The 24,391-nt window shown below is 71.4% G+C and carries 29 protein-coding genes; 13 read left to right on the top strand and 16 right to left on the bottom strand.

All coding sequences use genetic code 11. The features are described 5' to 3' along the window. Nucleotides 1-19 precede the first annotated feature (19 nt). Nucleotides 20-400, bottom strand: coding sequence for a S24/S26 family peptidase (locus ACE3QY_RS09405; protein WP_374455749.1), 381 nt, complete (start codon nucleotides 398-400; stop codon nucleotides 20-22). A 51-nt stretch (nucleotides 401-451) separates the two neighbouring features. On the opposite strand from ACE3QY_RS09405, the gene sodN reads away from it, so the two are divergent. Beyond that, complete coding sequence (gene sodN, locus ACE3QY_RS09400) at nucleotides 452-853, top strand: superoxide dismutase, Ni (RefSeq protein ID WP_056601510.1); 402 nt, start codon at nucleotides 452-454, stop codon at nucleotides 851-853. 234 nt (nucleotides 854-1,087) lie between these two features. Here sodN and ACE3QY_RS09395 read toward each other — a convergent pair whose 3' ends face one another. Next, nucleotides 1,088-1,273: a hypothetical protein gene (locus ACE3QY_RS09395; protein ID WP_374455748.1), complete on the bottom strand. Its 186-nt coding sequence runs from the start codon at nucleotides 1,271-1,273 to the stop codon at nucleotides 1,088-1,090. A gap of 126 nt (nucleotides 1,274-1,399) precedes the next feature. Here ACE3QY_RS09395 and ACE3QY_RS09390 point away from each other — a divergent pair, with 126 nt between their 5' ends. From ACE3QY_RS09390 to ACE3QY_RS09380, 3 genes are all read left to right on the top strand, one after another. Next, nucleotides 1,400-2,041, top strand: a complete 642-nt coding sequence (locus ACE3QY_RS09390) for a GNAT family N-acetyltransferase (RefSeq protein ID WP_374455747.1) — start codon at nucleotides 1,400-1,402, stop codon at nucleotides 2,039-2,041. 79 nt (nucleotides 2,042-2,120) lie between these two features. Beyond that, on the top strand, nucleotides 2,121-2,534 hold the full coding sequence (locus tag ACE3QY_RS09385) for an anti-sigma factor (protein WP_374455746.1): 414 nt from the start codon (nucleotides 2,121-2,123) through the stop codon (nucleotides 2,532-2,534). Between the two features lies 1 nt (nucleotide 2,535). Next, nucleotides 2,536-3,366, top strand: a complete 831-nt coding sequence (locus ACE3QY_RS09380; protein WP_374455745.1) for an RNA polymerase sigma factor SigF — start codon at nucleotides 2,536-2,538, stop codon at nucleotides 3,364-3,366. Between the two features lie 3 nt (nucleotides 3,367-3,369). Here ACE3QY_RS09380 and ACE3QY_RS09375 read toward each other — a convergent pair whose 3' ends face one another. Further along, nucleotides 3,370-3,738 carry a hypothetical protein gene (locus ACE3QY_RS09375; protein WP_374455744.1) on the bottom strand — a complete coding sequence of 123 codons (369 nt, stop codon included), beginning with the start codon at nucleotides 3,736-3,738 and terminating at the stop codon, nucleotides 3,370-3,372. Nucleotides 3,739-3,956: 218 nt separating this feature from the next. Between ACE3QY_RS09375 and ACE3QY_RS09370 the strand changes: the two genes are divergently transcribed. Continuing rightward, nucleotides 3,957-4,208 carry a WhiB family transcriptional regulator gene (locus ACE3QY_RS09370; protein ID WP_056601527.1) on the top strand — a complete coding sequence of 84 codons (252 nt, stop codon included), beginning with the start codon at nucleotides 3,957-3,959 and terminating at the stop codon, nucleotides 4,206-4,208. Between the two features lie 13 nt (nucleotides 4,209-4,221). On the opposite strand, the gene ACE3QY_RS09365 is transcribed toward ACE3QY_RS09370, so the two are convergent. Further along, nucleotides 4,222-5,700: a sensor histidine kinase gene (locus tag ACE3QY_RS09365; RefSeq protein ID WP_374455743.1), complete on the bottom strand. Its 1,479-nt coding sequence runs from the start codon at nucleotides 5,698-5,700 to the stop codon at nucleotides 4,222-4,224. A gap of 69 nt (nucleotides 5,701-5,769) precedes the next feature. On the opposite strand from ACE3QY_RS09365, the gene ACE3QY_RS09360 reads away from it, so the two are divergent. From ACE3QY_RS09360 to ACE3QY_RS09350, 3 genes are read left to right on the top strand one after another with little or no spacing between them, the layout of a single operon-like run. Next, a complete protein-coding gene (locus ACE3QY_RS09360; RefSeq protein ID WP_374455742.1) occupies nucleotides 5,770-6,624 on the top strand; it encodes a DUF2785 domain-containing protein in 855 nt (284 codons plus the stop codon). A 10-nt stretch (nucleotides 6,625-6,634) separates the two neighbouring features. Continuing rightward, on the top strand, nucleotides 6,635-8,302 hold the full coding sequence (locus ACE3QY_RS09355; protein ID WP_374455741.1) for an acetolactate synthase: 1,668 nt from the start codon (nucleotides 6,635-6,637) through the stop codon (nucleotides 8,300-8,302). A gap of 8 nt (nucleotides 8,303-8,310) precedes the next feature. Continuing rightward, a complete protein-coding gene (locus ACE3QY_RS09350; RefSeq protein ID WP_374455740.1) occupies nucleotides 8,311-8,790 on the top strand; it encodes a GNAT family N-acetyltransferase in 480 nt (159 codons plus the stop codon). On the opposite strand, the gene ACE3QY_RS09345 is transcribed toward ACE3QY_RS09350, so the two are convergent. Both ACE3QY_RS09345 and ACE3QY_RS09340 read right to left on the bottom strand, forming a co-directional pair. Next, nucleotides 8,791-10,209 carry a hypothetical protein gene (locus tag ACE3QY_RS09345; protein WP_374455739.1) on the bottom strand — a complete coding sequence of 473 codons (1,419 nt, stop codon included), beginning with the start codon at nucleotides 10,207-10,209 and terminating at the stop codon, nucleotides 8,791-8,793. Next, entirely contained in the window at nucleotides 10,206-10,724 is a 519-nt protein-coding gene (locus ACE3QY_RS09340) for a SigE family RNA polymerase sigma factor (RefSeq protein ID WP_374455738.1), read from the bottom strand. Before ACE3QY_RS09340 ends, ACE3QY_RS09345 begins: the two co-directional genes overlap by 4 nt. Before the next feature lie 89 nt (nucleotides 10,725-10,813). On the opposite strand from ACE3QY_RS09340, the gene ACE3QY_RS09335 reads away from it, so the two are divergent. Further along, nucleotides 10,814-11,182 carry a thioesterase family protein gene (locus tag ACE3QY_RS09335; RefSeq protein WP_374455737.1) on the top strand — a complete coding sequence of 123 codons (369 nt, stop codon included), beginning with the start codon at nucleotides 10,814-10,816 and terminating at the stop codon, nucleotides 11,180-11,182. On the opposite strand, the gene ACE3QY_RS09330 is transcribed toward ACE3QY_RS09335, so the two are convergent. Continuing rightward, on the bottom strand, nucleotides 11,136-11,984 hold the full coding sequence (locus ACE3QY_RS09330; protein ID WP_374455736.1) for a trans-aconitate 2-methyltransferase: 849 nt from the start codon (nucleotides 11,982-11,984) through the stop codon (nucleotides 11,136-11,138). The two genes, ACE3QY_RS09335 and ACE3QY_RS09330, sit on opposite strands and share 47 nt — an antisense overlap. 258 nt (nucleotides 11,985-12,242) lie before the next feature. Between ACE3QY_RS09330 and ACE3QY_RS09325 the strand changes: the two genes are divergently transcribed. After that, the gene (locus ACE3QY_RS09325) at nucleotides 12,243-13,511 is read left to right on the top strand and encodes a DUF222 domain-containing protein (protein ID WP_374455735.1); all 1,269 of its coding nucleotides are present in this window, start codon (nucleotides 12,243-12,245) and stop codon (nucleotides 13,509-13,511) included. A gap of 147 nt (nucleotides 13,512-13,658) precedes the next feature. After that, nucleotides 13,659-14,765 (top strand): hypothetical protein, encoded by a 1,107-nt coding sequence (locus tag ACE3QY_RS09320; RefSeq protein WP_374455734.1) that lies wholly within the window; start codon nucleotides 13,659-13,661, stop codon nucleotides 14,763-14,765. Nucleotides 14,766-14,969: 204 nt separating this feature from the next. Here the strand turns inward: ACE3QY_RS09320 and ACE3QY_RS09315 are convergent, their stop codons facing one another. The 3 genes from ACE3QY_RS09315 to ACE3QY_RS09305 are packed head-to-tail and all read right to left on the bottom strand — an operon-like array spanning nucleotide 14,970 to nucleotide 18,971. Then, on the bottom strand, nucleotides 14,970-15,680 hold the full coding sequence (locus ACE3QY_RS09315; RefSeq protein ID WP_374455733.1) for an OmpA family protein: 711 nt from the start codon (nucleotides 15,678-15,680) through the stop codon (nucleotides 14,970-14,972). Between the two features lie 4 nt (nucleotides 15,681-15,684). Beyond that, complete coding sequence (locus tag ACE3QY_RS09310) at nucleotides 15,685-18,126, bottom strand: hypothetical protein (protein ID WP_374455732.1); 2,442 nt, start codon at nucleotides 18,124-18,126, stop codon at nucleotides 15,685-15,687. Between the two features lie 32 nt (nucleotides 18,127-18,158). Further along, nucleotides 18,159-18,971: a hypothetical protein gene (locus tag ACE3QY_RS09305; protein WP_374455731.1), complete on the bottom strand. Its 813-nt coding sequence runs from the start codon at nucleotides 18,969-18,971 to the stop codon at nucleotides 18,159-18,161. A gap of 163 nt (nucleotides 18,972-19,134) precedes the next feature. Between ACE3QY_RS09305 and ACE3QY_RS09300 the strand changes: the two genes are divergently transcribed. Next, nucleotides 19,135-19,311, top strand: a complete 177-nt coding sequence (locus ACE3QY_RS09300; protein WP_374455730.1) for a hypothetical protein — start codon at nucleotides 19,135-19,137, stop codon at nucleotides 19,309-19,311. A gap of 56 nt (nucleotides 19,312-19,367) precedes the next feature. On the opposite strand, the gene ACE3QY_RS09295 is transcribed toward ACE3QY_RS09300, so the two are convergent. From ACE3QY_RS09295 to ACE3QY_RS09270, 6 genes are all read right to left on the bottom strand, one after another. Further along, nucleotides 19,368-19,442: a 50S ribosomal protein bL37 gene (locus ACE3QY_RS09295; protein ID WP_369759046.1), complete on the bottom strand. Its 75-nt coding sequence runs from the start codon at nucleotides 19,440-19,442 to the stop codon at nucleotides 19,368-19,370. Nucleotides 19,443-19,511: 69 nt separating this feature from the next. Beyond that, entirely contained in the window at nucleotides 19,512-19,784 is a 273-nt protein-coding gene (gene rsrA, locus ACE3QY_RS09290) for a mycothiol system anti-sigma-R factor (RefSeq protein WP_374455729.1), read from the bottom strand. Then, nucleotides 19,781-20,446: a sigma-70 family RNA polymerase sigma factor gene (locus ACE3QY_RS09285; protein ID WP_374455728.1), complete on the bottom strand. Its 666-nt coding sequence runs from the start codon at nucleotides 20,444-20,446 to the stop codon at nucleotides 19,781-19,783. Before ACE3QY_RS09285 ends, rsrA begins: the two co-directional genes overlap by 4 nt. Before the next feature lie 98 nt (nucleotides 20,447-20,544). Next, nucleotides 20,545-21,204 carry an alpha/beta family hydrolase gene (locus ACE3QY_RS09280; protein WP_374455727.1) on the bottom strand — a complete coding sequence of 220 codons (660 nt, stop codon included), beginning with the start codon at nucleotides 21,202-21,204 and terminating at the stop codon, nucleotides 20,545-20,547. Between the two features lie 25 nt (nucleotides 21,205-21,229). Next, the gene (locus ACE3QY_RS09275) at nucleotides 21,230-21,967 is read right to left on the bottom strand and encodes an SOS response-associated peptidase (protein ID WP_374455726.1); all 738 of its coding nucleotides are present in this window, start codon (nucleotides 21,965-21,967) and stop codon (nucleotides 21,230-21,232) included. Nucleotides 21,968-22,007: 40 nt separating this feature from the next. Continuing rightward, nucleotides 22,008-22,607 (bottom strand): hypothetical protein, encoded by a 600-nt coding sequence (locus tag ACE3QY_RS09270; RefSeq protein WP_374455725.1) that lies wholly within the window; start codon nucleotides 22,605-22,607, stop codon nucleotides 22,008-22,010. A 328-nt stretch (nucleotides 22,608-22,935) separates the two neighbouring features. Here ACE3QY_RS09270 and ACE3QY_RS09265 point away from each other — a divergent pair. Beyond that, nucleotides 22,936-24,391 (top strand): sigma-70 family RNA polymerase sigma factor (locus ACE3QY_RS09265; protein ID WP_374455724.1); only part of this gene is annotated, 1,456 nt, incomplete at its 3' end.

Here is a 24,391-nt window from a genome sequence, read left to right as displayed (position 1 = left end):
CTCGGGATCCTTGCACAGCTCAGCGGGGTGAAAGCCGCCGTCCCATGCGTGGGGAAGGCCACAGTCGCAGCCGTACGACGCCGAGCACCGCGGCCTCCGGGACGGGGCCACGGTGGCGCGAGTCCACGCCCTCGCCGGGGTTGTCGCTGAGCAGCCACCACCCCGTTCCGCCCGAGCTCGTACGCCGCTCGCCCTCGGCGCGCTTGACCGTCAGCGTGCCGTCCACGAACCGGGCGACGACGAGGTCGCCGGGCCGGGGCCGGGCGCCGTAGCGCACGAGCAGCAGGTCACCCTCACGCAGCGTCGGGAGCATCGAGCGGCCCCGCACGACCGCGGTCCCGAAGGGCGCCCCGGAGGCCCCACCCCACCGGGCGAGACCCCGCTGCAGACGTCGTTGCACGCGGAGTAGTGTCGCAGCCAGACGCTCATCGTCCCGATCGAGAGGAACCCGATGCTTCGCCACCTGCTCGCCCCGACCGTCGAGGTCTCCGCCCACTGCGACCTGCCCTGCGGCGTCTATGACCCCGCCCAGGCACGCATCGAGGCCGAGTCCATCAAGGCGATCATCGCCAAGGTCGCCGACAACGACGACCCCGACTTCCGCACCCGCGCCATCCTGATCAAGGAGCAGCGCTCGGAGCTGGTCAAGCACCACCTGTGGGTGCTGTGGACCGACTACTTCAAGCCCCCGCACTTCGAGAAGTACCCGCAGCTCCACACGCTCGTCAACGAGGCCACCAAGCTGGCCGGCGCCAGCGGCACCAAGGGCGAGCTCGACGCGGCCAAGGCCGACGAGCTGCTCGCCAAGATCGACGAGATCGCCGAGATCTTCTGGGAGACGAAGAAGGCCTGAGCAGGCGCGGCGGAGCCGCGACTGCTCAGGACTTCTTCTGAGCAGCTTGCTGCTCCGTGCTTGAACCTCAGGCTCGGTCGCCAGATTCGGACATCCGCGGAGCCGCGACTTCTCAGGTCTTCTTCTGAGCGGCTTGCCGCTCCGTGCTTGAACCTCAGGCTCGGTCGCCAGATCGGACCAGCACGGGCCCGGTCGCCACGCGGGTGGCGACCGGGCCCGTCGTCGTTTTTGCCATCAGGCCAGGGCACCGCCCCCGCGGGCGACGGTGCCGGCCCGGTGGTCCTCCTTGCCGCACCGGCGGCACCGCAGGTACACCCCGCCCCGTTCGCCGTCCGCACCGACCGGATACGGCAGCTTCTGCCACTTGTGGTCGACGAGCTTGCAGACCGTCAGCCGCTTGACCAGGCGATTTACGCCCATGGGGCCACCTCTTCCCGAACACTCGATTCTGCGCCCGTCCGGCGGACCCATCAACGCACACGGCGCACCCGTCTGGACCGGCCTGCTTGAATCCTCCTGCCCGGGTGGGTTCGGGGAGGAGCACGGATGATCGAGCAGGTGCGGCTGCCGGACGGCACGGACGGCTTCGTGGTGCCGCTGCAGCGCACGGACCGGGCGGCGCTGGTGGCCGAGTTCGAGACGCTCGCGCCCGAGTCCCGGCGGCGACGTTTCCTCGCGCCCGTGGTGCACCTGAGCGACGCGATGCTCCAGCACCTCGTCGACGACGTGGACGGGGTCGACCACGTCGCCCTCGTGCTGTGCGTCGAGACGTCGCCGGACGTCTACGACCCGGTCGCGCTGGCGCGGATCGTGCGCTACGAGGACGTCCCGGACGCCGCCGACCTCGCGGTCACCGTCAAGGACGAGTGGCAGGGCCGCGGCGTCGCCACGACCCTGCTCGAGGTCCTCATGCGGCACCGCCCGGCGGGCGTGGAGCGCATCGAGACCGAGGTCCTCAAGGACAACCCGGCCTCGCTGCGGATGCTCGCCCGGCTCGGCCCGACCACCGTGGAGGACCAGGAGTACGGCGTGTGCGGCGTGGTCGTCGCGCTGCCGCCGACCGACGCAGCCGCGCCTGCGGCACCGCCGGCGGAGACCGTCGTACGACTGTCCGCACCGCTGCTGCGCGACCCGGTCCACCGGCACGCGCTGCGCACGCGGGACCAGGTCTGCCCCTGGTTCCGGTGACGGCGCACGCGGTCGGAGGCCGAACGAGATGGCCTAGGGTGGGCGAGCACACACTCGGAGGACGGAGACGTTGACGCAGATGGCAGAACACCACGGGGGCCGCGCCGACGTCGAGCTCCGACTTCCGGCCGAGGGTGCCTATGCCACGGTCGTCCGCACCACCGCCGCCGGCCTGGCTGCGCGCCTGGACTTCACGATCGACGACATCGAGGACCTGCGCATCGCCATCGGCGAGGCGACGGCCCTCGCGATCCCGGAGGCCGATCCGGGCACCGACCTGGTGGCCTGCTTCTACTTCGGCCCCGGCTCGATGACGGTGACGTTGGAGACCGAGGCGATGGACGATCCACAGCTCGACACCGAGAGCTTCGCCTGGCAGGTGTTGGACACGATGGCGCAGGACGCTGCCGCGGGATCCGAGGACGGGCGCTTCCGCGTCCGGTTCACGGTGACGTCGCAGGTCGCTGCGGGAACGACAGGTGCCGAGCGCTGACATGAGCGCACACACGGGGGACGAGGCGGCGGGGGCCGCCGTGGACCGCGCGCCCGAGGACGGGCCGAGCGGCCTGGATCACGTGCGCGCCCGCAGCTCCGAGCTGTTCGCGGTGCTGCGCGGCGACGACTCGAGCGACGCGCAGCGCTCGGTGGCACGCGACGACCTGGTGCACCTGCACCTGTCGCTGGTCGAGCACTGCGCCCGCCGGTTCCGCAACCGGGGCGAGCCGTTCGAGGACCTGGTCCAGGTCGGGACGATCGGCCTGATCAAGGCGGTGGACCGCTTCGAGACCGACCGGGGCGTCGAGTTCTCGACCTACGCCACGCCCACGGTGATCGGCGAGATCAAGCGCCACTTCCGCGACAAGGGCTGGGCCATCCGGGTGCCGCGGCGCCTGCAGGAGCTGCGGATGCAGATCGGCGGGGCGACCGGCGAGCTCACCCAGAAGCTGGGCCGCTCCCCCACGCCCCGCGAGCTGGCCGAGGTCATCGGCTGCAGCGTCGAGGAGATCATGGAGGGCATCGAGTCCAGCCACGCCTACGCCACGCTCTCCCTCGACGCCTCCGACGACTCCGACGACGGGCCGCCGGCGATGCTGGCCACGCTCGGCGTGGAGGACACCAACATCGAGCACGTGGAGATCCGCGAGTCGATCAAGCCGCTGCTCGAGGGGCTCGGCGAGCGGGAGAAGCGGATCCTGCTGCTGCGCTTCTTCAAGAACATGACCCAGTCGCAGATCGCCGAGGAGATCGGCGTCTCCCAGATGCACGTCTCCCGGCTGCTGACCCGCACGCTGGCGCAGCTGCGGACCTCGCTCGAGCAGGACTGAGGGCTAGGTCCGGGCCTCGTGCTCCAGCACGTCGGTGCTCGCCGGGTGCACGAGGCCGGCGATCACGACCAGCGCCACCACGGCGAGGCCGGCCGAAAGGGGCTTGGTCGACCCTGCCCACAGGTTCCAGGCCAGCCCCAGCTGGATCAGCTGCGCCATCACGACCGGGCCCCTCGCCCAGCGTCGTACGCGCCACAGCGACCAGGCGCACCACGCCAGACCCGCCGCGGCCGCGAGGAAGAACGCGGTCGTGGTCAGGCCCATGGTGAGCCGCATCGAGCTGAGGTTGGCGAGCTCCAGCACCGCGAGCCCGGCCAGCACGAAGGCCTCGAGGCCGGCGAGCGACGCGGCGACCACGAGCGGCGGCGGCACGGCACGTCCGGGACCGGGGGGAATGTTCGAGGGCGTAACGGGCACTGGACAACAGTAGTTGTGACGGACACGACCAGCGTTTGGGGTTGTGTGAACGTTCAAGTCTTGCCAGTCTGGTCGCTGCGCCTCTGAGGTTGTGTACTTCGTGGCGCCCGGGCCAGCTGAATGTCCGACAACAGCCACTGCCTGTGATTTGAGAAAGAGGGAACCCCCACCCCATGGATTGGCGCAGCCGCTCTGCATGCCTCGACGAGGACCCCGAGCTGTTCTTCCCAATCGGCAACACCGGACCCGCGATCCTCCAGATCGAGGAGGCCAAGCAGGTGTGCCGACGCTGCGAGGTACGCGAACAGTGCCTTGCCTGGGCCCTGGAGGCCGGGCAGGACCACGGAGTGTGGGGTGGCCTCAGCGAGGACGAGCGCCGCGCACTGAAGCGTCGCAACGCTCGCGCGCGCATCCGCACCGCCTGAGCCGGCCCCGCCCTCAGTCGACCGGGAGGTCGGCCTGGACGCGGGTCCCCCGCACCCCCGGGCCGATCTCGAGCACCCCGCCGAGCTCCGACTCGACGAGCGTGCGCACGATCGAGAGGCCGAGCTGGGTCGACGCGTCGACGTCGAAGTCCTCGGGCAGGCCGCGGCCGTCGTCCTCGACGACCACATGCAGCCGGCCGACGATCCGCCGCGCGGTGACCACCACGCGCCCGGTGCGCTGCTCGGGACCCTCCGGCAGGTCGGCGTACCCGTGCTCGACGGCGTTCTGCAGCACCTCGGTGAGCACCATCGCCAGCGGCGTGGCCGCCTCCGAGGGGAGCTTGCCGAAGGAGCCCTCGCGCACCACCCGCACGGGCACCTCCACCCCGCTGACGTCGACGACCATCGAGCCGAGCCGGTCGGCGATCTCGTCGAAGTCGACGGTCTCCTCGACCGCGTGGCTGAGCGTCTCGTGGACGATCGCGATCGAGCCGACGCGGCGCACGGCCTCCTCGAGGGCCGCCTTGGCGTCCTCTGCGTGCGTACGACGCGCCTGCAGGCGCAGCAGCGCCGCCACGGTCTGGAGGTTGTTCTTCACCCGGTGGTGGATCTCGCGGATCGTGACGTCCTTGGTCACCAGCTCCCGGTCGCGCCGGCGCAGCTCGCTCACGTCGCGGACCAGCAGCAGGGCGCCGCTGCGGTCGCCCTGGGGCCGCAACGGGATGCTGCGCACGATCAGCGTCACCTCGTCGGTGCCGACCTCGGTGGCCCGGCCGTCCCGGCCGCCGAGGACCGCGCTGAGGGTCTCCTCGTCGGGGCGCTTGCGGGCGGGGACCAGGTCGCGGGTCAGGTCGGTGAGCACCAGCCCGGCGAGGTCGCCCTGGAGGCCGAGCCGGCGGTAGGCCGACAGTCCGTTGGGGCTGGCGTAGACGACCTTCCCGGCCGGGTCGAGGCGGACGAAGCCGTCCCCCACGCGGGGCGAGTCGGCGTGGTCGCTGCGCTGGCCCGGGAGCGGGAAGTGGCCGTTGGCGATCATCTGGGTCAGCTCTGCGGCGGTCTGGAGGTAGCTGAGCTCGAGCCGGCTGGGGGTGCGGATGCCGAGGAGGTTGGTGTTGCGGGCGATCGTGGCGATCACCCGGCCGGCCCGGCGGACGGGGATGACCTCCACCCGCACCGGCACCGCGTCGCGCCACTCGGGGTCACCCTCGCGGACCAGCCGCCCGGACCCGAAGGCCTCGTCGAGCATCCGGCGGCGCCCGGCCGGGATGAAGGTGCCCAGCACGTCGTCGACCAGCGCCGTGGGGCCGGTCGTGGGACGCATCTGGCCACCGGCCCAGTAGCCCCTCCCCTCGCGGTCGGGCAGCCACAGCACGAGGTCGGCGAAGGACAGGTCGGCCAGGATCTGCCAGTCCGCCATGAGGAGCTGGAGCCACGCCACGTCGTCCTCGACGAGGTCGGTGTGGGCTCGCACGAGCTCGTGGAGGGACGGCACCGGTCCAGCCTAGGGGCTGCCGTGGACCGGACTGGAGCCGTGTCGGGGGCGGCTGGCAGGATGGCCCCCATGTCGCTCGGGTACTGGGACCAGGTGCAAGCAGCCGGGTTCGAGGTCCCTTCGGACCGCCCGCTCGACGACCTCACCGCCGAGCTCACCACGATGCTGGGCTCGACCCGCCCCGAGGTGCGCGACGGCACCGCCTACCCCGCGCTGGCGACCTGGATCGAGCGCGGCGTCTACGACGACCTGCTCGCCGGGCTGGGCGACGGGATGGTCGCCGGCCTCGCCGTCGGTCTCGGTGAGCACGGCACCGACACGGTGTTCCGCCGCAGCTTCAGCGCGCTGATCCTCGGGGCCTGCCTCGAGCGCGACAACGAGCAGCACCTGCTCCCCGGCGGCAAGATCCTGGAGTGGGGCGACCGCCTGGCGACGTGGTTCCTCACCGAGCGCGACACGCGCGGCTTCGTCGCCGACAAGGGCTGGGCCCACGCGATCGCGCACGGCGCCGACGCGATCGGCGCCCTGGGCGAGTCCCCGCACCTGGCCGGCGCCGAGCACTCCGTCCTGCTCGACGTGCTGGCCGAGCGGCTGGTCGCGCAGCCCCCGGACGCTCCGCTCACCGCCGGCGAGCCCGACCGGATCGCCTACGCCGTGATGCAGGTCCTGCGCCGCAACACGCTCGGCACCGACGTCCTCGAGCCGTGGGTCCACCGCCTCGGGGCCGCCGCCAACGCCTATGGCCTCGGCGGCCAGGGCGACCCGTTCCCGCCGGCCGCCGCGCCCCAGGCGTTCCTCCGCGCGCTCTTCCTCCAGCTGTCGCTGGCGCAGGCGCCCCCGACGGTCCGGCCCGACCTGCTGCTGGTCGTCATCGACGCCCTCCGCATGACGAACGCTCCCTACCTGCGAGTAGGCACCGACTAATCTCTGCTCCATGAGCGAGAGCGAGATCACAGGCCACAGCGGCGAGCTGGCCGTCCACGTCGCCCGGGCGCACGGCGTCGAGACCATGTTCACCCTCTCGGGTGCCCACGTCTTCCCGATGTACGACGGGGCTGTACGGATCAACAAGGATGGCCAGGATCCGCAGATGCGCCTGCTCGACGTACGCCACGAGCAGACGGCCGCGTTCGCCGCCGAGGCGACCGGCAAGCTGACCCGCGTGCCCGGCCTGGCCGTCCTCACCGCCGGTCCGGGCGTCACCAACGGCATCAGCGCGATCGCGCAGGCCCAGTTCGCCGGGTCCCCGATGGTCGTCGTCGGCGGTCGCGCCCCGCAGAACCGCTGGGGCAGCGGCTCGCTCCAGGAGCTCGACCAGCCGCCGATCATCGCGCCGGTCGCGAAGTCGGCGAAGACCCTGATGACCGCCGCCGAGGTCGCCTCCGGCATGGACGAGGCGTTCACGCTGGCGCGCTCGAGCCACCGCGGGCCGGTGTTCGTCGACGTACCGATGGACGAGTTCTTCAACTCCTCGACCGGCAGCGCCGGCTCCGGCGAGGGCGTGCGCATCGAGCCCGACGCCGACGCGGTCGAGGCCGTCGCCCGGCTGCTCGCCGAGGCCACCCGGCCGGTGCTGGTCCTCGGCACCGACGTCTGGGCCGACCACGCCGAGACCGCCGCGCTGCGCTTCGTGGAGGACCTCGGCATCCCGACCCTCACCAACGGCATGGGCCGCGGCGTCATCCCCGGCGGCCACCGCTCGCTGGTCACCAAGGCGCGTGGCGCCGCCCTCTCGGGTGCCGACCTCGTGGTCGTGGTCGGCACGCCGCTCGACTTCCGCCTGGGCTACGGCGTCTTCGGCGGCAAGGACGGCGCGACGCCCGCGCGGGTCGTGCACGTCGCCGACTCCCCCGGCCAGGTCTCCGGCCACGCCGAGCTCGCCGCCTCGGTGTCGGGCGACCTCACCGCGGTCCTCGACGGCCTCCAAACGGCGATCGAGCGCGGCAGCAAGCCCGACTGGACGGCATGGGCCGACCAGCTCGCCGACCAGGTGCGCGCCGCCGCCGAGCGCGACGCGCAGCTGCTGACCGCCGAGGCCGACCCGATCCACCCCGCCCGCATCTACGGCGAGCTGGTCCCCCGCCTTGCCGACGACTCCGTGGTCATCGGCGACGGCGGCGACTTCGTCTCCTTCGCCGGCAAGTACGTCGAGCCCAAGCGGCCGGGTGGCTGGCTCGACCCGGGCCCCTACGGCTGCCTCGGTGCCGGGCTGGGCGCGGCCATCGCGGCACGGATCGCCCGGCCGGGCGCGCAGGTCACGCTACTGCTCGGTGACGGCGCGGCCGGCTTCTCGCTGATGGACGTCGACACCCTCGTCCGCCACGAGCTGCCCGTGGTGATGGTGATGGGCAACAACTCCGCGTGGGGCCTGGAGAAGGGCCCGATGCAGATGCTCTACGGCTACGACGTGGCCGCCGACCTCGCCCAGCGCACGCCGTACGACGAGGTGGTGAAGGCGCTCGGCGGCGCCGGCGAGACGGTGACCGACCCGAAGCAGATCGGCCCGGCGCTCGACCGTGCCTACGCCGCGGGCGTGCCCTACCTCGTCAACGTGATCACCGACGTCGAGGCGGCGTACCCCCGCAACACGTTCGGGATCTGAGCGACTCCATGGAGCTGCGCCGGATCCGGCCGGACGAGCACGTCGCCGCCGGCGACGTCTGCGTGGCGGCGTACGAGCCGTTCCTCACGGGGGCCGAGGACGACTACCGCGAGCGCCTGCACGACGTGGCGACGCGCGACGCCGAGGCCGAGGTGTGGGTGGCCGTCGACGCCGGCCGTGTGGTCGGCAACGTCACCTTCTGCCGGCCCGGGACGCCGTGGCGCGAGATCGCGCGCGACGACGAGGGCGAGTTCCGGATGCTGGCCGTCGACCCGTCCGCGCAGGGCGCGGGTGCGGGCACCGCGCTCGCGCGGTTGTGCGAGGAGCAGGCCCGCGCCGAGGGCGCGACCGGGATGGCGCTGTCGTCGCTGGCGACCATGACGTCGGCGCACCGGGTCTACGGCCGGCTGGGCTACACGCGCGACCCGTCGCGCGACTGGTCGCCGCTGCCCGGCGTCGACCTGATCGCCTTCCACAAGGTGTTCTGATCAGCACCCGCTCGCGGGGTCGTCGATGTCGGCCAGGCACACCACGCCCCGCGGCATCGCGGTCATCCGGAGACCGCGGAGCAGCTGCCAGCCCCAGATCTCCCACTGGTCGTCGCCCAGGCTCGTCGCCGTGACCACGACACCATCGTCGGTCATCCAGGACCGGTAGCTGCGGCCGTCCGCTGTCGTCCCGTTGCCGAACGGCACGTCTCCCACCGCACGCAGCTCCGCGAGCTGCTCGCCGTCCTCGACCAGGAGCTGGATGGCGTCGGGGTCCGACGCGGAGGTCAGCAGCACGGACATCCCGTCGTAGGTGGCGCCCCACGGCTGCGCCGCGGCCACCTGCGGGTCGGCAAGGTCGACCTCGTGACGGATCGTCCGGCCACCCATGCCGACCAGGACGAGCGACGGCGGGACGCCGGGCTCGAGTCGGACGCTGAAGGGGTAGCCCTGGGCGATGTCGCCACCGTCGCCCACTCCCCACAGCTCCGTCGTCGGGGCACCGACCTCCAGCGGATCGTCCTCGGTCTGCCCACCGCACGGTCCGATCTCGCCCAGCTCCTCCAGCCGGCAGCCGGCCTCGTCGGCGCGCAGCACCCCGTCCTCGTCGAGGCGCCAGACCCAGCTCTCCAGCGCGACGCGCTCGGGGCGGTAGAGGCTCATGTTGCCGCGGGCGTAGCTGTTGAGCGAGCGACCTGAGTGGAGCTGCCCGTCCTCGAACCAGAAGTGGTGGATCACGGCCAGGTCGTAGTGCTCGGTCTCGCTCCCGGGAACGCCCAGGACCACGCGCTGCAGCAGGTCGGGATCCTCCGGCACGACCTCGACGAGCAGGCCCTCGCGCAGGTCGAACAGCACAGGCGTGCTGTGCCCGCCGACGGCGTCCGGGTCCAGCTCGTGCAGCAGCACCAGCTCCTGGTCGCCGTCGCCGTCGGCGTCGATCGGGTCGAGCGGTGTGGTGCCGAGGGTGCTGCCCAGGTCGGTGACGCCGTAGGTCTCCTCCCCCGTGCTGCTCAGGGTGGTCTCCAGCCTGAGCCGCCCCGTGTAGTCCTCGCTCGGCTCGGCGCGGTAGGTCACCTTCTCCAGCGTGCCGTCGCCGTCGAGGTCGACCTTCGCCGGTGTCGCCGCCTCCGCCGCGGTCCAGCTGCCCCCCACGTCGGGCGGGAGGGTGACCTGCTGGTCCGGCTCCGGGGCGAGGTCGTCGGAGCGCTGGTCGCGGCCGACGCCCTGCAACACCACTCCCAGGACCAGCAGCACCACCGCGGCGGTGGCGAGCAGCACCCACGGCGACCGCCAGCGGGGCCGCAGCTCCACGACGGGGGTGAGCGGGGCGAGGTCCTCGGAGCGGACCAGCTCGGCGCGGGCGGTGAGCGCCGCGCGGAGGCGCTCCTCCAACTCGGACATCGTGCCTGGCGTGCTCATCGCTCCTCCTTCCCCGAGCTCGACGGACTGCTCTCCTGCATCGCCTTCTCCAGCGCTGCGAGGGCGCGGCTGGCGGTGGACTTCACGGTGCCCTGGCTGATGTCCAGGGTCTGCGCGATCTCGGCCTCGGACAGGTTCGACCAGTAGCGCAGCACCAACACCTCCCGCTGCCGCGGCGCGAGCCGGTGCAGCGCGGTGATCACCTCGCGGTGCTCCTCCGCCAGCACCGCGGTGTCCTCGGGCGAGGGTGGCGACAGGTCGTGCGGCGGCGAGTATGCCCGTGCCGTACGCCGTCGGCGCAGCGCCGAGCGCGCGGTGTTGACCACCGACACCCGCAGGTAGGCCAGCGCCTTCGAGGGGTCCCGCACCGCCTCCGGACGCCTGGCCAGCGCCGCGAATGCGTCCTGCACGACGTCCTCGGCCGAGGCGAAGTCGTCCACCAGCAGCACCGCCAGCCGGACCAGCGACAGCCGGTGGGCGGCGTAGAGCTCAGTGATGTCCACTGCTGGCTCCATGCCGATGGTCCTCGTGCTCATGTCTGGTAGACGTGTGGGGACCACTCAGGTTGCCTCACTCCCCCAGCGATTTCCCGGAAGGCCGCGCCATGCCCGACCCCTCGACCCTGACCTTCACGGTCACCGACGACGACACCGCGGCGGCCCTGGGCAGCGGGTCGCTGCCCGTGCTCGGCACCCCGCGGCTGCTCGCCTGGCTCGAGGCGGCCACGTGCGCGTGCCTGGCTCCCGAGCTGCCCGAGGGGTCGACCAGCGTCGGCACGCGCGTCCAGGTCGAGCACCTGGCCGCCAGCCCGGTCGGCGCCACGGTCGAGGTCAGCGCGTCCAGTGCGTACGTCGACGGCCGGCTGCACCGCTTCACCGTCAGCGCCCGGGACACGTCCTCCGGCAAGGTCCTCGGCGCCGGGGAGATCACCCGGGTCGTGGTCGATGAAGAGCGGTTCCTGTCGCGTCTCTGAGTCGGGACTGCTCGCGGCGGCGGGCGACGTGGAGCACGGCTCCCCACCCCCGATGCAGGAGGCCGTCGGGGCGCTCTGCGAGCCGCCGCCGTACCTCGGCGTACAACCGGTCCCTCTGCCACGGCTGCATCGCGATGTGGCCCGAGAAGGTGTCGAGCAACGCCAGGTAGCCCTCGGCGTCGTAGGTCACCTCCCAGTCGAGGTGCCGCACCTGCACGTCGTCGAAGAACCCGCTCGCCTCGATCTCGGCGCGCTGGTCGGGGAGCTCGCCCGGCCTGCACTCGGCCGCGCCGTCGGGGAGGCCTTCGCCGATCTCGTCGTAGACCTCCTGGAGCTCGGCGAAGATCGGGTCGCCACCGTCGGGGAAGACGTGACGGGCGCTCCAGAAGGCGAGGTGCCCGCGGGGCCGCAACAGCTCCCACGCCCGCCGGTACCGAACGACCGGGTCGACCCAGTGCCAGGCGGTCGCAGCGAGGACGAGGTCGTACGGCTCGTGGTCCGCAGGCACCACGTCCTCGAACCTCCCGTGCTGCACCTCTACGGGCAGACCCGCGAGGTTGTGCCGCGCGACCTCCACGAGCGCCGGACCCGGCTCGACGCACTGGATCGCGAACCCGCGGCGCGCCAGCGGCAGCGTCGCCTTGCCGGTGGCGCAGCCGATCTCGATCAGGCGGTCCCTCGGCGTGAGACCGGCCATCTCGACGAGGTCGTCGAAGAGCTGCTCCGGATAGTCGGGGCGCGCCTGCTGGTAGAGCTCGGCCGCCGAGTCGAACGTCATCGCCAGCGAGCGGTCGTCTGCCATGTCGCGATCCTCGCACCGCATGTCTCAGGCTCTACCCCACGTGATTCTCCCGCCGGAACCAACCCAGCGTCGATCCCCGTTGCGCCATCCGCCTCCATCACCGGGGACCTTCCCGCGCTCATCGGCAGACTGCCCCGGCAGGCGCCGGGGCCGAGAAACCCGCCACGAATCGTCCACAGACGGCCCCCGACGCAGCTCCTCCACAGGGCGGAGCAGCCACTCCCTGGAATGTCGGACGTGGTCGGAAGCGTGGTCGCCATGTCCCTCACGCACACCCCACAGCACCCGATCGTCGAGGCGGTCGCGGGCGTGCGTGCCTCGCTCAAGACCGTGGCCGATGCGAGCCCGGCCTTCATGTCGACCGACGACAAGGCGGTGGCGCTGGCCGAGCTCGTCCGCGCCACAGCCCAGCTCGACGAGCTGCGCCTGCGCATCCTGGGCGATGCCGGCGACCTCGCCGAGGCCACAGCAGCGCGGGACGCGGCTGGCTGGCTCGCCCAGCACACGCGCACCCGGTTCACCGACGCCCGTGCCGACCTCGCGCTCGCGAGCACCCTCGACCGCGAGCGTCCCCTTCTCGCCGTTGCGATGCGGGAGGGTGAGGCCACGCTCGCGCAGGCGCACGTCATCCGCCGCGCGATCGACGTGCTGCCGGCAAGCGTGGACGACGACACGGTCGCCCGTGCCGAGGAGCACCTGGTCGCCCAGGCACGCGACTTCGGGCCGAAGGAGCTCGCCAGGATCGGGCGGCGGATCCTCGACGTCGTGGCTCCCGACATCGCCGAGGCTGCCGAGGCCGCGCGTCTCGCCGACCTCGAGGCCAGCGCCGAGGAGCAGACCCGGCTTGTCCTCCGACGGCTCGGGGACGGCACCACCCGCATCTCCGGTCGCATCCCCGACGCGTCAGCTGCGCGACTCGCGACCTACCTCGAGTCCTACGCCAACCCCCGCGTCGCTCCTCCGGCCGACCTCCCCGTCGCGCGCCTGCCCCGCCCGCGGCGGCTGGGCCAGGCATTCGTCCACCTCCTCGAGGCGATCGACGCGACGCGGCTTCCGATCCATGGTGGCGACGCCACGACGGTCGTCGTCACGATCCCGCTCGCCTCGCTCCAGGCCGAGCTCGCCACCGCCGGTGTCCTCGACGCCGGCATGGTCCCGGGCGACGAGCTCACGGGAGACCGGATCACGGCCGCCCAGGCCCGGCGACTCGCCTGCACCGCCAAGATCCTGCCGGTCGTCCTCGGCGGCGAGAGCCTTCCTCTCGACCTGGGTCGCGCGCGCCGCCTCTTCAGCCCCGGCCAGCGCAAGGCCTTGTTGCTCCGGGACCAGACCTGCCGCGCCGAGGGCTGCGACACCCCCGGCACCTGGTCCGAGGCCCACCACCTCGACCCGTGGCTGGCCGGCGGCCCCACCGACCTCCACAACGGCATCCTGCTCTGCAGCCACCATCATCACCGGGCGCACGACCTCACCTACAGGGTGGAACGACTACCCAACGGTGACCTCCGTTTCCATCGACGCAGATAGGCAGTTGAGAGGACACCTGTCTGATCGGGAGTTGTACCCAGGTCGCTGACTCAGCTGGCCCGGCATGTCCAACGGATCTCGATCGTGTGTCTGCGGCGGCAAAGATGCCCCTTACCAGGAGCGGCCGGGGGCTGGTAGACCGGTGGCGTGGCGTCTCCGTGGATGCGTCTGCGCACAGAGTGGACGGCCAACGTCGGTCTGGTGTCGAGCTTGGCGTTCTTGCTGATCGCCGTCCGGATCCTCGCTGTCGCGCACCTGGACCTGACCACCGCGGCCGCGATCCTGCAGCGCGGCGGGACTTCAAGCGTGCTGCTCGGGGCGGGGCTGACAACTCTGCCGGTGCTGGTCGCCGCTGCGGTGCCCGGCCTGACGGTACTGCTGAGCTTCGGTAGCTGGGCGACCGCCACGGCCGCTCCCGCGAGGTCGGGGCTCATCGTGCTCGCCTTGGTCGCGTGGGTCTTCCTGGTGCCCCAGTACCTCGCTGCGGGTGTTGGGGTGACCCTGTACCTGACCAGCTTCCTGTACCTGCGGCTCGAGGATCGCGTAGCGCGATCTGACGAGCGCTCGGCCGTTGAGAGAGAGATGCGCATGTACGGGTGGGAGCCGTATCAGTCGGTCGTGATGCAAGCCCGACAGGACGCCCAGTTCATTGACGCCGTGGCCGGGATGACGACGTCGCTCGATGCCGACCTCGCAGCACACGTCGTGCGCGTTGAGACATCCGCAGTGGAGATCGACCGACTCGAGGCAGAGCTGACAGAGACGAGCACCACGACTGAAGATCCTGCAGCAGCCGCCGACCGGGCGCAGCGGCTCGAGCACCACAAGTCATTGATGTCAGAGCTGCAGCGAGAGGCCGAGATCCTCGAGAAGCGGGGCGCCGAGCTGGCACGAGTGAGCGCGGCCCTTCGAGCCTGGGATGCCAAGGCGGCACCCCTGACGCGACGCCACAGACGTGCGGTGATCGCGGTCATCTCGATGACCGCTCTCGTGACCCTGGCCAGCTCGCTGTCGGTTCCGTGGCTCCCGACCGAACGGATCGGCCGCGACGGTGGTTCATCGTTCACGGCGTACGTCTTGGACGACGTCGACGACGAGCTCGTCGTCCTTCGCGAATCGGACCGGGCGGTGATGGTCATCTCGCGCGAGGAGCACCCGCGCCGGGCGCTGTGCACGCCCAAGCTGCGGCCGTGGAGACAATCACTCCTGTCGCGCATTCTCCGGGCGCGCTACTCACCGTGTCCCTCGGGATGATCGCCAGGACGTCCGTGCACTGCGGACGATGAGAGCCAGTTCGAGCACGCGCCTGCGGCGGCGATCACGTCACCCGCGCTCGACGACACGAGTGAAGACCTCCGAGAGGCACCGAACCCGCGTGGCGGTCGGCTCGGGGGGGTCGGGGTCGGTGCGCGTGAGGCGTTGGTGCGCTCGCCGTGGTTCTACCGTGTTGAGAGGTCCTCATCGTTGAGCCGCGAGCTCGACCCTCGCCACCATCGGCTGACCCGGCCCTCGGCAGTGCTGGCTGGCCGTCGGGTCACGATCGCCGGCAACCGAGATCACGACCCGCCTGTTCCGTTGTCGTGCCTGCGGCAGGTCCTCCCCTTCTGAGCCGGTGTCCGGGTAGGCGAGCGGGCACGTCTCGCCGTACGCCCACGCCTGGACGCTGAAGCCAGCCTCGATCAAGAGCGCGGCCACCTCTCGTGCGCGCCGTGCGGACAGGTCCTCGTTGTAGGGCACGGCGCCGATCCCGTCGGCGTGCCCAGCGACGTCCAAGGACACGGGTTGTCCCCCGGGACCGCTCGCAGCCGAGAGCGTGCGTACCCGGTCGAGCAGCTCACCCTGGTCCCGAACCTGCACCGAGTTGAACGCGAACCTGGTCGTGACGACTGTCGGCAGGCGGCTGGTGGCGGAGAAGAGGCGGTACGAGCGACTTCGAGGTGTGGTGCCGCTGACGGGCGCCCGCACTGCGGACGAGACGAGGTGGACCGGTGGTGACGCAAGCTCGCGCCGCACTGACTCGAGCCGGTACACGTTCGCCCGTGCGGACTGGCCGGCCCCGTCGATGCGATGGACCCGCGAGGACGCCGGCAGCTGCGCAGCTTGCTGGGCGCGGGAGAGCACGAACGCCGCAACGACCAGGATCGCTACGAGGGCCGCGACGAGCGCCAAGCTCTTATTCAATCCGTACATCGTCGAACGTTCCGATGGCAGGCACCGTCAGCGTCGCGTTCGTCGTCGACGCGGGGAAGGTGAAGGCGGCGTACACGTTGAGCTGGGCGTGGGGCTGGAGCTGGACTGCGTCCAGGCCGGCGCTGCATCCGCAGCCGACGCGATGCTGTGCCACCTCGTAGGTCAGGCCCGATCCGGGATCCAGCGCTATGGGCGTATCGAGGAGGCCTCGGTCCAGCAGGAGCATCTCCGCAACGGTGTGCCACGTCCGGTCCATGTTGACCACCCGCAACCACACGTAGGTGACGCCGTCGCGGCGCTGGACCCCGAGCATTCCGAGCCTGACGGGAATGCTGTTCACCTCTGCATCGAGCGTCTCGATCGGGGTGGTCGCGCTGAACGGTTCCTGGGTGGGCGGCTCGTACTCAGTCTGCTCCACGCCCGGCTCTCCGCCGCCTGTCGGATCGCTCGACGACTCAGAGTCGTCGACGCTCTTGTCGGACGTGTTGATGTGGACCTGGTTGCCGATGCCCAGGCTGTGAACTCGGTCGGCAGGGTAGACGCTGACCTCTCGTAGGCCGCGCTCAGCACGAATGGCGGCGAGGATGACGACGTCCGACGTGCGCCCGACGAGGAGCCCTGAGGCGTCCGAGCCGTCCTCGAGGGTCAGCGTCGCCTCAGGGAATGCGGGTTCCCGGTTGCCCAGCTCTCGGGCGTACTGGAGCGCGCCGCTCCACACGACGATCGCGACGAACAGCGTGAGCGCAGTCGCACCCTCGCGCTTGCCCACGAGCGCACCCAACGTGATCCACACGGCGAGCACCGTCGTCACGGCCATCACCACGGTCCATCCCAGTGTCACGCTGACCAGGAACGACGCCACCGTCCCGACGAAGAGCACCACCAACAGCGCGGCCAACAGCGACGACCCACTGCTGGAGGTGTTCGCGCGCCTCATAGCGACGAACACGCACGCCAGCACCAAGGCGGTGGCGCCCGCGATGAACGACAAGGCTTGCGTCCTGTCGGAGAGGAGCCAGGCGGCGAGCACCGCTCCCCCGCCACCCAGCGCGAGGCCGAGGTCCCACCAGCCCGGGAGACGAACCAACGCGACAACGAGTCCGATGGCGACGATGGCGGCAGTGGTACCGAGGACCAGCAACGAGGCGTGGGCCACGTACAGCCCCGCGACGACGACTCCGACGACGGCTGGCACGAGGACACGCCCGTCGCCTTCACGGTGAGCTGTCCTCCAGGCGATCAAGGGACGGTGCCGCGCGGTTCGAAGGGCACGCAACCCCCGCTGCACAAGGGCAGGCACGTGCGGGCGGTCTTCTGGTGCGTCCTCCGAAGTTGTGCTCCCGGCCGGAGCTCGCGCAGCGGGGCTGGAGCTTTCGAAGGTGTCGGCCGGGCGTGCCGGGTCCAGAGGGAGCCGCCGAGAGAAGTAGGCGAGCAACGCGACCACCGTGCCGAGCAACATCGGTGTCAGCAACGTCTGCAAGCCGGCAGTGGCCATCCAGGTCTGCCCCAGGGAGGTCAGCGCAGGGAGCGCGGGCGCGCCAATCGCATCGAGTCGGGCCCACATGGTGGCGCCGCCGACCACCACGATCCACAGGACGAGCGCGGACGCGAGCCCGATCGCGTTCATCAAGCGCTCCCAGCTGAAGCTGGCGTCCTCGGCCGCCCTCTCACCGACCGTCGCCCGGCAGGCGAACAGCGCATCAGCGTCGCCCTCGGCGATGGACGACCCCGCGAGATTCACCTCGCCCGTGACCCGTGCCCCCGCGCAGGAGACCGCCACCGGCGTCCGCCCGCGCGGTGGCGTCGCAGGGACGTCGAACACGTCCTCAGCCGTGTCCGTCCCGTCCTCACCCGTGCTGGCCTGGCCCTCGTCGGTGCTGGGACCGGCCGGCCCGTCGTCCGTCTCGGTGGCGGCATCGCCCTGCGGTCGCGGAGGTGTTGTGGACGACATGCCGATCGGCAGCAGTGTTTCCCGGTCGGGCTCTCGCGCCAGCTTCTCCGCAGCCTGGGCTGGTTCGGCACCCGGAGCGTCACGGCCAGTCTCGTGAGCTCCGGTGCGCGTCGCGCCTGTCGGGGCTGGTGTCGGTGCCTGCACGTTGACGAGTCGGAGGTCACCGTGGACCTGTGCCCAGCTCACGTCCACGAAGGGAACCTGGGTGTCATAGAGCTCCAGGCCCTCGAGGTTCGCGCGTTTGACAGTCAGACCTCCGGCGAGGACACATCGATCGAGGACGAGCGTGGTGTGGACGGTGTCGTAGGACAGGTCCAGCGTCGAGTCCAGGGTGACTCGCGAGAGGACCAGCTGCGTCGGAGCCTCGCCGCGCTCACCCGCCAGGATCACGTCCCTGACCTGTGCAGCAGTCGGCCGCGCGTCAGCCCCGTCATAGCGGCCGCGCGAGGGACTCGTCGCCCAGCTCTCGTTCACCGGATCACCCCCCAGCCTCGCGAGCCACCGAGTCAGGTACCGACGGTCGGCCGGACCACGGAGGTGACGCGGTATCCGCCGACCGCGACCACGAGGGAGGTCTCGGACGAAGTGGCCGCCGCTTGGGGTTCCCACGTCACGGTCAGCTCAGCCGACTGGCCAGGACCGAGCTGGCCGTTGCCCGGGGCCAGCGCCACCGTGAGGTTCGAGATCGTCGGATCGAAGCGCGGGGTCACCTGGGAGATGTCGAAGGTGTCGCCGGTGGTGTTCACCAAGGTGACGGTCCCCGACACGGACTCGCCACGTCTGGCAGTCAGGACGGTGCGTGCCGGCACCAGGGTGATCTTCTGCTCGGCGGCCTTGTCTCCCGGGGTGAGGATCACGTCGAGAACCCGTTTGACGAGCTCTCGGAAGGTCTCCTCGCGGTAGCCGACCACGAACGCGAGCACGAAGAGCACCGCGATGCCGCTCGGCTCGTAGGTCTCCTCACCCGAGGGGATCGGGCTGCCACTCACACCCGTGACGACGAAGAGGACGATGAGAACGGCGACGCTACCGGTGATCAGGCCCAGCAACGGCCGGGCGAGGTGCCAGTAGCCGTACATCTGACGGTTCCAGTCGTGGGTGTGGGTCGCCACGCCGACGATGCTGATGGTGATCCCGCCGAGCCAGCCGCCGAACGGCACCCACAGCGGCACCACCTTGGTCCAGCTCATGTCCGGAGCACGGCCGGGCGCTGACGTGAACCACCACAGTGCGATGAACGACACGAGCATCAACGTGACCTGGTAGCCGAAGACCAGGCCCGGGTTGATGAAGTTCAACAGTTTCTTGGACGGCGCCATGACAACCCCCGAGCGGAGAAGAGCCCTGCGCCACATGGTCCTCGTCCCGACCTGCGGGGACAAGCACCTTCGTCTGCTGGGCTGACGGACACCGCGGCGGTGGGCGCTTCGCGCTCGGGAGGCCCGACCGGTGGTCCAGACATCCAGACCTAGAGTCGAGCCCATGACCCACGACCCGAACGTCATCCTGCGCGGCGGCCCGGCGGACGGCCACGTCGCCGAGCCCGGCGAGCCGATCGGTGTCGAGGACGTCGGCAGCGGCTCGATCACCTACGTCGACCCCGGCGAGGTCGAGCAGCGGGACGGGCGTGAGCTCCGGGTCTACGCGCCGAGAAGCTGACATGCAAAAGTCCCCGCCGCGGCGGGGACTTCTACTGATGACGGCGCGGGTGCGCGTCAGGCGTTGGGGCGCTTGCCGTGGTTCGCGCCCTTCTTCTTGCGAGCGCGGCGCTTGCGTCCGGTCTTGCCCATGGTGGTCCTCCTGGAATCGGTGCTCGGAGCAGTGTCTCAAATCCGCCGTGGTGCGGCGAATCGGAGGCCTCAGCTGCCGCCCTCGGTGATCTGGATCCTCACCTCGCGCAGCTGGAGGCGTACGCGGTCGCGGAGGGACTCCGGGGCCGACTCGGCGCAGGACCTCGCGACGAGCTGCTTGACCGCCTTCTGGAGGTCGTACTTCTCCAGGCAGGGACCGCACTCGCGCAGGTGCATCTCGACGACGGCGCAGTCGGCCTGGTCGAGCTCGTTGTCGATGAGGTAGACGATGCGCTCGATGTAGTCGACGCAGTCCTCTTTGCCGTGCTCGTGGGTGCTCACGATCCGCTCCCCTCGGTGGACCCCGGCAGCGAGCTGGCCGGGAGGAGGTCGTTGGCCCGGACGTAGTCGGCGAGCATGTCGCGCAGCTGGCGACGACCGCGGTGGAGTCGCGACATCACGGTGCCGATGGGCGTGTCCATGATCTCGGCGATCTCCTTGTAGGGGAATCCCTCGACGTCGGCGAGGTAGACCGCGAGGCGGAACTCCTCGGGCAGGCGCTGCAGCGCCTCCTTCACCTCGGAGTCGGGCAGGTGCTCCAGCGCCTCCATCTCCGCCGACCGCAGCCCGGTGGACGAGTGCGACTCCGCCCGCGCGAGCTGCCAGTCCTCGACGTCCTCGGACATCGACTGCTGCGGCTGGCGCTGCTTCTTGCGGTAGGAGTTGATGTAGGTGTTTGTGAGGATCCGGTAGAGCCAGGCCTTGAGGTTGGTGCCGGGCCGGAACTGGTGGAAGGCGCTGTAGGCCTTCGCGAACGTCTCCTGCACCAGGTCCTCGGCGTCGGCCGGGTTGCGGGTCATCCGCATGGCGGCGCCGTAGAGCTGGTCCAGGAACGGCAGGGCGTCGCGCTCGAAGCGCGCCGACCGCTCCTCGTCGGTCTCCGCGGCGCGGTCGACCTCGGCGGTCTCGGGGGAGGACAGCTGGTCCTCGAGCGATTCAGTCATCGCCTCCCACAGTACCGCCGTGGACGCAGGGTCAGTACCGCGCTCTCGGGGTCGCGGTCGGTCGAGGGTCAGTGACTGCACACTGACGCAACAGCGAGCTACGCCGGAGGATTCCCGACGACCTCGCGGACCAGCCACTCGAGCGTGGACTCGACCACGATCCCCATCGCCTCGTCCTGCGTCACCTCGCCCCGCGCGGGCACCTTGAGGCCGTGGTCGCCGCCGGGGATCACCACGATGTCGAGGTCGGGAAGGTCGCCCGGGAACTCGTCCGGACGGCCCATCGGGTCGCGCTCGCCCTGGATCACCAGCGTGGGCAGGCCGGCGTCCATCAGCTCGGGGAGCCGGGTCGGCTCGGTCCTGCCGGGCTGGTGGAGCGGGAACGACAGGGCCAGGCAGCCGGTGGCGCCCAGCGACTTCGCCGTACGGGCGGCGGAGCGGGCTCCGGCCGAGCGACCGCCGACGACGAGCGGGGTGCGCACGCGCATCATGTCGGCGGCGCACCTCAGCGCGACGTCGAGCGTGGGCGGGGCGGTCGCGACCTTGCGGCCGGCGACCCGCCACGGCTGCTCGAAGAGCACCACCGAGACCCCCTGGGCGGGCAGGGCATCGGCGAGCGCCCAGAGGTCGCGCGACTCCACCCCTCCCCCGGCGCCGTGGCTGAGCAGCAGGGTGGCCATCGGGCTGGTCGCCCGGCGGGTGTGCAGCCGGCCCTCGCCGTGGGGCGTGTCGACGGTGCGGACCGTGGCCTTCTTCACGCGCTCTCCTTCACGAGTTCGGTGCTCACGTGGTCGCCTCCAGCGGCTCGACGAGCTCAGGGCCGTTGTTGCGCACGTTGCTGACGAGGGTGGGGACGGCGTACGCCTCGAGCCTGCCGGGCGCGGCCGGGACGAGCAGCGAGGTGTCGCCCGTCGTGGTCGGGTCGAGCCACTCGTGCCAGCGCTCGCGCTCGACCATCAGCGGCATCCGGTCGTGGATGTGGCCGAGGGAGTCCTCGGCCTGCGTGGTCAGCACCGTGCAGGTCCAGCGGAAGCGGTCCGGGTCGTCCTCGTCCCTGGTCGGGTCGCGCCAGATCTCGTAGAGGCCCGCCATCGCCAGCACGCCACCGTCCTTGGGGCGGATGAAGAAGGGCTGCTTGACCGGCTTGCCCTTGGCGTTGGTCTGCGAGGTGGGATACCACTCGAAGTAGCCGTCGGCCGGCAGCAGCGCCCGCCGGGAGGCGAAGGCCTTGCGGTAGGCCGGCTTCTCCGCGACGGTCTCCATCCGCGCGTTGATCATCCGGTTGCCGATCGACGGGTCCTTTGCCCACGAGGGGACCAGGCCCCACGTGAACACCCGCAGCTGGCGCTGCGGCGGCTCCTCGGACTCCCGCGACGGAGGCCGCTCGACGACGGCGTAGACCTCCTTGGTGGGCGCGACGTTGTAGTCGGCCGCGAGGGGCCCGGCCACCCGGCTCTCGACCACCTCGAACTCCTCGACGAGGTCCTCGGGGCTCCGTGAGGAGGCGTAGCGGCCGCACATACCGACCACCCTAGGGGTCGGCACGGACAGGAGGCGGGGGTCAGCCCCGGGCGAGCTCGTCGAGCAGCATGCCGGTGGCCACGTCCGAGTCGGGCAGCCCCTCGATCCACACGCGTACGACAGGTCCGCCCGGGCGTCCCTCCACGCCCTCGAGCAGCGTGCGCAGCACCCGCACCCGCCGGCCCAGCCGGTCGTCGCGCCGGGTGAGGACCGCGACGCGGTGCATGCCCATGCGCGCGACCGTCTCGTCACGGGCGAACACGGTCCGTGCCATCTCCCCCGCCCGCGCCAGGCGCATGGCCCGGGTGAAGTGGTCGACCGGCTCCTCCGACGGGTCGTCCCCGAAGGGCAGCGTGCACACGACGAGCGCGTGCGCGGCGACCGCCTCCTCCGCGGGCGGCAGTCGGTGCAGCTCGGACAGCCGGCTCCGCAGGTGGGCCTGGCTGGCGAGGCCGGTGAGCGGGTCGTCGCAGGAGAGCTGGTGCAGGTAGCCCAGGGTCGTCTCCCCCCAGGCGGTGAGCAGTGCGGCCACCGCGTCGAACGGCGGATCCCCACCCGCCATCCGGTGCGAGGTGTCGCGCAGGCTCTCCAGCGCCTCCTGCATCGAGGCACCGTCACGGGCCAGGTCCTGGCCCGCCACCGCGCACGCGTCCAGAAGACCCGATCCTGAGGAGAGCGCCTCCCCCACAGCCTCGAACCGGTGCGGCAACCCCAACCGCGCTTCGGGAGACTCTGGCCTGCTCACCCCAGGATCGGTCGCCGAGATCCGTCGCACGCGTGCGGCGAAGTTCTTCACGGCGTCCCCCTCCTGGTCGTCCTGCTCACCGGTGTGACGGGGCTCATGCGGACCCATGACGCGGACCAGACCACTGTTTCGGGTTTTTTTGCCTTCGCGGCCCGGATCCGGTGCCGGGGATTAGAGTCGCACTGCCTGGCACCCGGGTCAGGCGCGCGTCCGGAGCGTCGACATGAGCACTGCCACCAGCGTTGAGTCACCGGGGGACGCCGAGCTGATCTCGGCGGTCCGCGGTGGGGACGTCGACGCCTACGGCACGCTCTTCGAGCGCCACGCCGAGGCCGCCCGCCGCCTCGCCCGCCAGCTGGTGCCGGCCGGCGACGTCGACGACCTGGTCTCCGACGCCTTCATCAAGGTCCTCGGGGTGCTGCAGCGCGGAGGTGGGCCGGACGTCGCGTTCCGCGCCTACCTGCTCACCGCCGTACGCCGCCTCCAGGTCGACCGCTTCCGCGCCAACGTGCGGCTGCACAGCACCGACGACATGGAGGCCTTCGACCCCGGCGTGCCGTTCCGCGACACTGCCGTCGAGGGCTTCGAGAGTGCGGCAGCGGCCCGGGCGTTCGCGTCGCTGCCCGAGCGCTGGCAGCTCGTCCTCTGGCACACCGAGGTGGAGGGCGACAAGCCCGCCGACATCGCTCCCCTGCTCGGGATGAGCGCGAACTCGGTCTCCGCGCTGGCCTACCGGGCCCGCGAGGGCCTGCGCCAGGCCTTCCTCACCCAGCACGTCACGGAGCTGGAGGAGGACACCTGCCGCTGGACCCACGGCCAGCTCGGCGCCTACGTCCGCAACGCGATCTCGCGGCGCGACGCGGCGAAGGTCGAGGACCACCTCGGCGGCTGCCGGTCCTGCATGGCCATCTACCTCGAGCTCACCGAGGTCAACTCCAACCTCGGCGCGATCCTGGCTCCGCTGCTGCTCGGCGGGGTCGGCGCGACGTACGTCGGTGCCGCCGCGGGTGGTGCCTCCGTGCCGGTCGGGGTCGGGGCGGTGGTCGGCCGGATCCGCGACCTGGTCGTGGGCAACAGCGGTGCCGTCGCGGTCGCCGGCGTGGCAGCGAGCGTGACCGTCGTGGGCGGGGCGATCGCGGTCGGGCTCAACAACGCCGACCGGACCACGGCCGAGCCGCCCGTGCGCAATCCCGGCGTGAGCGCCCCCGCCGATCCCGGGGGCAGCTCGCTGAGGTCCGGCTCGGGCAGCGGGTCGGGCTCCTCGGCCGACACGTCGGTGGAGACGGATGCGCCGGAGGACGTGGTCGCCGACGTGCCCACCCCCGACGACGCGCTGGCGCCCACGCTCGCCCCCACGACGGATCCCACGACGGATCCCACGTCGGACCCGACGACCGATCCGACCGACGATCCGACCGACGACCCCACGGACGACCCGACCGACGACCCGACCGACGACCCGACCGACGACCCGACGCCGACCCAGGACCCGTCGCCGACCTCGAGCGCCACGCCGACCTCGAGCGCCACGCCGACGACCGACCCGACCACGGACCCGACGACGGACCCGACGACCGACCCGACGACCGACCCGACCACGGACCCGACGACCGACCCGACCACGGACCCGACCACGGACCCGACCACGGACCCGACCACGGACCCGACCACGGACCCGA

This window comes from Nocardioides sp., assembly GCF_041913365.1.
In the GTDB taxonomy this organism is placed as follows: domain Bacteria; phylum Actinomycetota; class Actinomycetes; order Propionibacteriales; family Nocardioidaceae; genus Nocardioides.
This window is presented reverse-complemented; position numbering and strand designations above follow the sequence as displayed.

Bases quoted from the DNA above. Each gene is read 5' to 3' on its own strand.
- sodN (WP_056601510.1), top strand. From the start codon at position 452: ATGCTTCGCCACCTGCTCGCCCCGACCGTCGAGGTCTCCGCCCACTGC.
- ACE3QY_RS09395 (WP_374455748.1), bottom strand. From the start codon at position 1,273: ATGGGCGTAAATCGCCTGGTCAAGCGGCTGACGGTCTGCAAGCTCGTC.
- ACE3QY_RS09390 (WP_374455747.1), top strand. From the start codon at position 1,400: ATGATCGAGCAGGTGCGGCTGCCGGACGGCACGGACGGCTTCGTGGTG.
- ACE3QY_RS09385 (WP_374455746.1), top strand. From the start codon at position 2,121: ATGGCAGAACACCACGGGGGCCGCGCCGACGTCGAGCTCCGACTTCCG.
- ACE3QY_RS09380 (WP_374455745.1), top strand. From the start codon at position 2,536: ATGAGCGCACACACGGGGGACGAGGCGGCGGGGGCCGCCGTGGACCGC.
- ACE3QY_RS09370 (WP_056601527.1), top strand. From the start codon at position 3,957: ATGGATTGGCGCAGCCGCTCTGCATGCCTCGACGAGGACCCCGAGCTG.
- ACE3QY_RS09360 (WP_374455742.1), top strand. From the start codon at position 5,770: ATGTCGCTCGGGTACTGGGACCAGGTGCAAGCAGCCGGGTTCGAGGTC.
- ACE3QY_RS09355 (WP_374455741.1), top strand. From the start codon at position 6,635: ATGAGCGAGAGCGAGATCACAGGCCACAGCGGCGAGCTGGCCGTCCAC.
- ACE3QY_RS09350 (WP_374455740.1), top strand. From the start codon at position 8,311: ATGGAGCTGCGCCGGATCCGGCCGGACGAGCACGTCGCCGCCGGCGAC.
- ACE3QY_RS09345 (WP_374455739.1), bottom strand. From the start codon at position 10,209: ATGAGCACGCCAGGCACGATGTCCGAGTTGGAGGAGCGCCTCCGCGCG.
- ACE3QY_RS09340 (WP_374455738.1), bottom strand. From the start codon at position 10,724: ATGGAGCCAGCAGTGGACATCACTGAGCTCTACGCCGCCCACCGGCTG.
- ACE3QY_RS09335 (WP_374455737.1), top strand. From the start codon at position 10,814: ATGCCCGACCCCTCGACCCTGACCTTCACGGTCACCGACGACGACACC.
- ACE3QY_RS09330 (WP_374455736.1), bottom strand. From the start codon at position 11,984: ATGGCAGACGACCGCTCGCTGGCGATGACGTTCGACTCGGCGGCCGAG.
- ACE3QY_RS09325 (WP_374455735.1), top strand. From the start codon at position 12,243: ATGTCCCTCACGCACACCCCACAGCACCCGATCGTCGAGGCGGTCGCG.
- ACE3QY_RS09305 (WP_374455731.1), bottom strand. From the start codon at position 18,971: ATGGCGCCGTCCAAGAAACTGTTGAACTTCATCAACCCGGGCCTGGTC.
- ACE3QY_RS09300 (WP_374455730.1), top strand. From the start codon at position 19,135: ATGACCCACGACCCGAACGTCATCCTGCGCGGCGGCCCGGCGGACGGC.
- ACE3QY_RS09285 (WP_374455728.1), bottom strand. From the start codon at position 20,446: ATGACTGAATCGCTCGAGGACCAGCTGTCCTCCCCCGAGACCGCCGAG.
- ACE3QY_RS09275 (WP_374455726.1), bottom strand. From the start codon at position 21,967: ATGTGCGGCCGCTACGCCTCCTCACGGAGCCCCGAGGACCTCGTCGAG.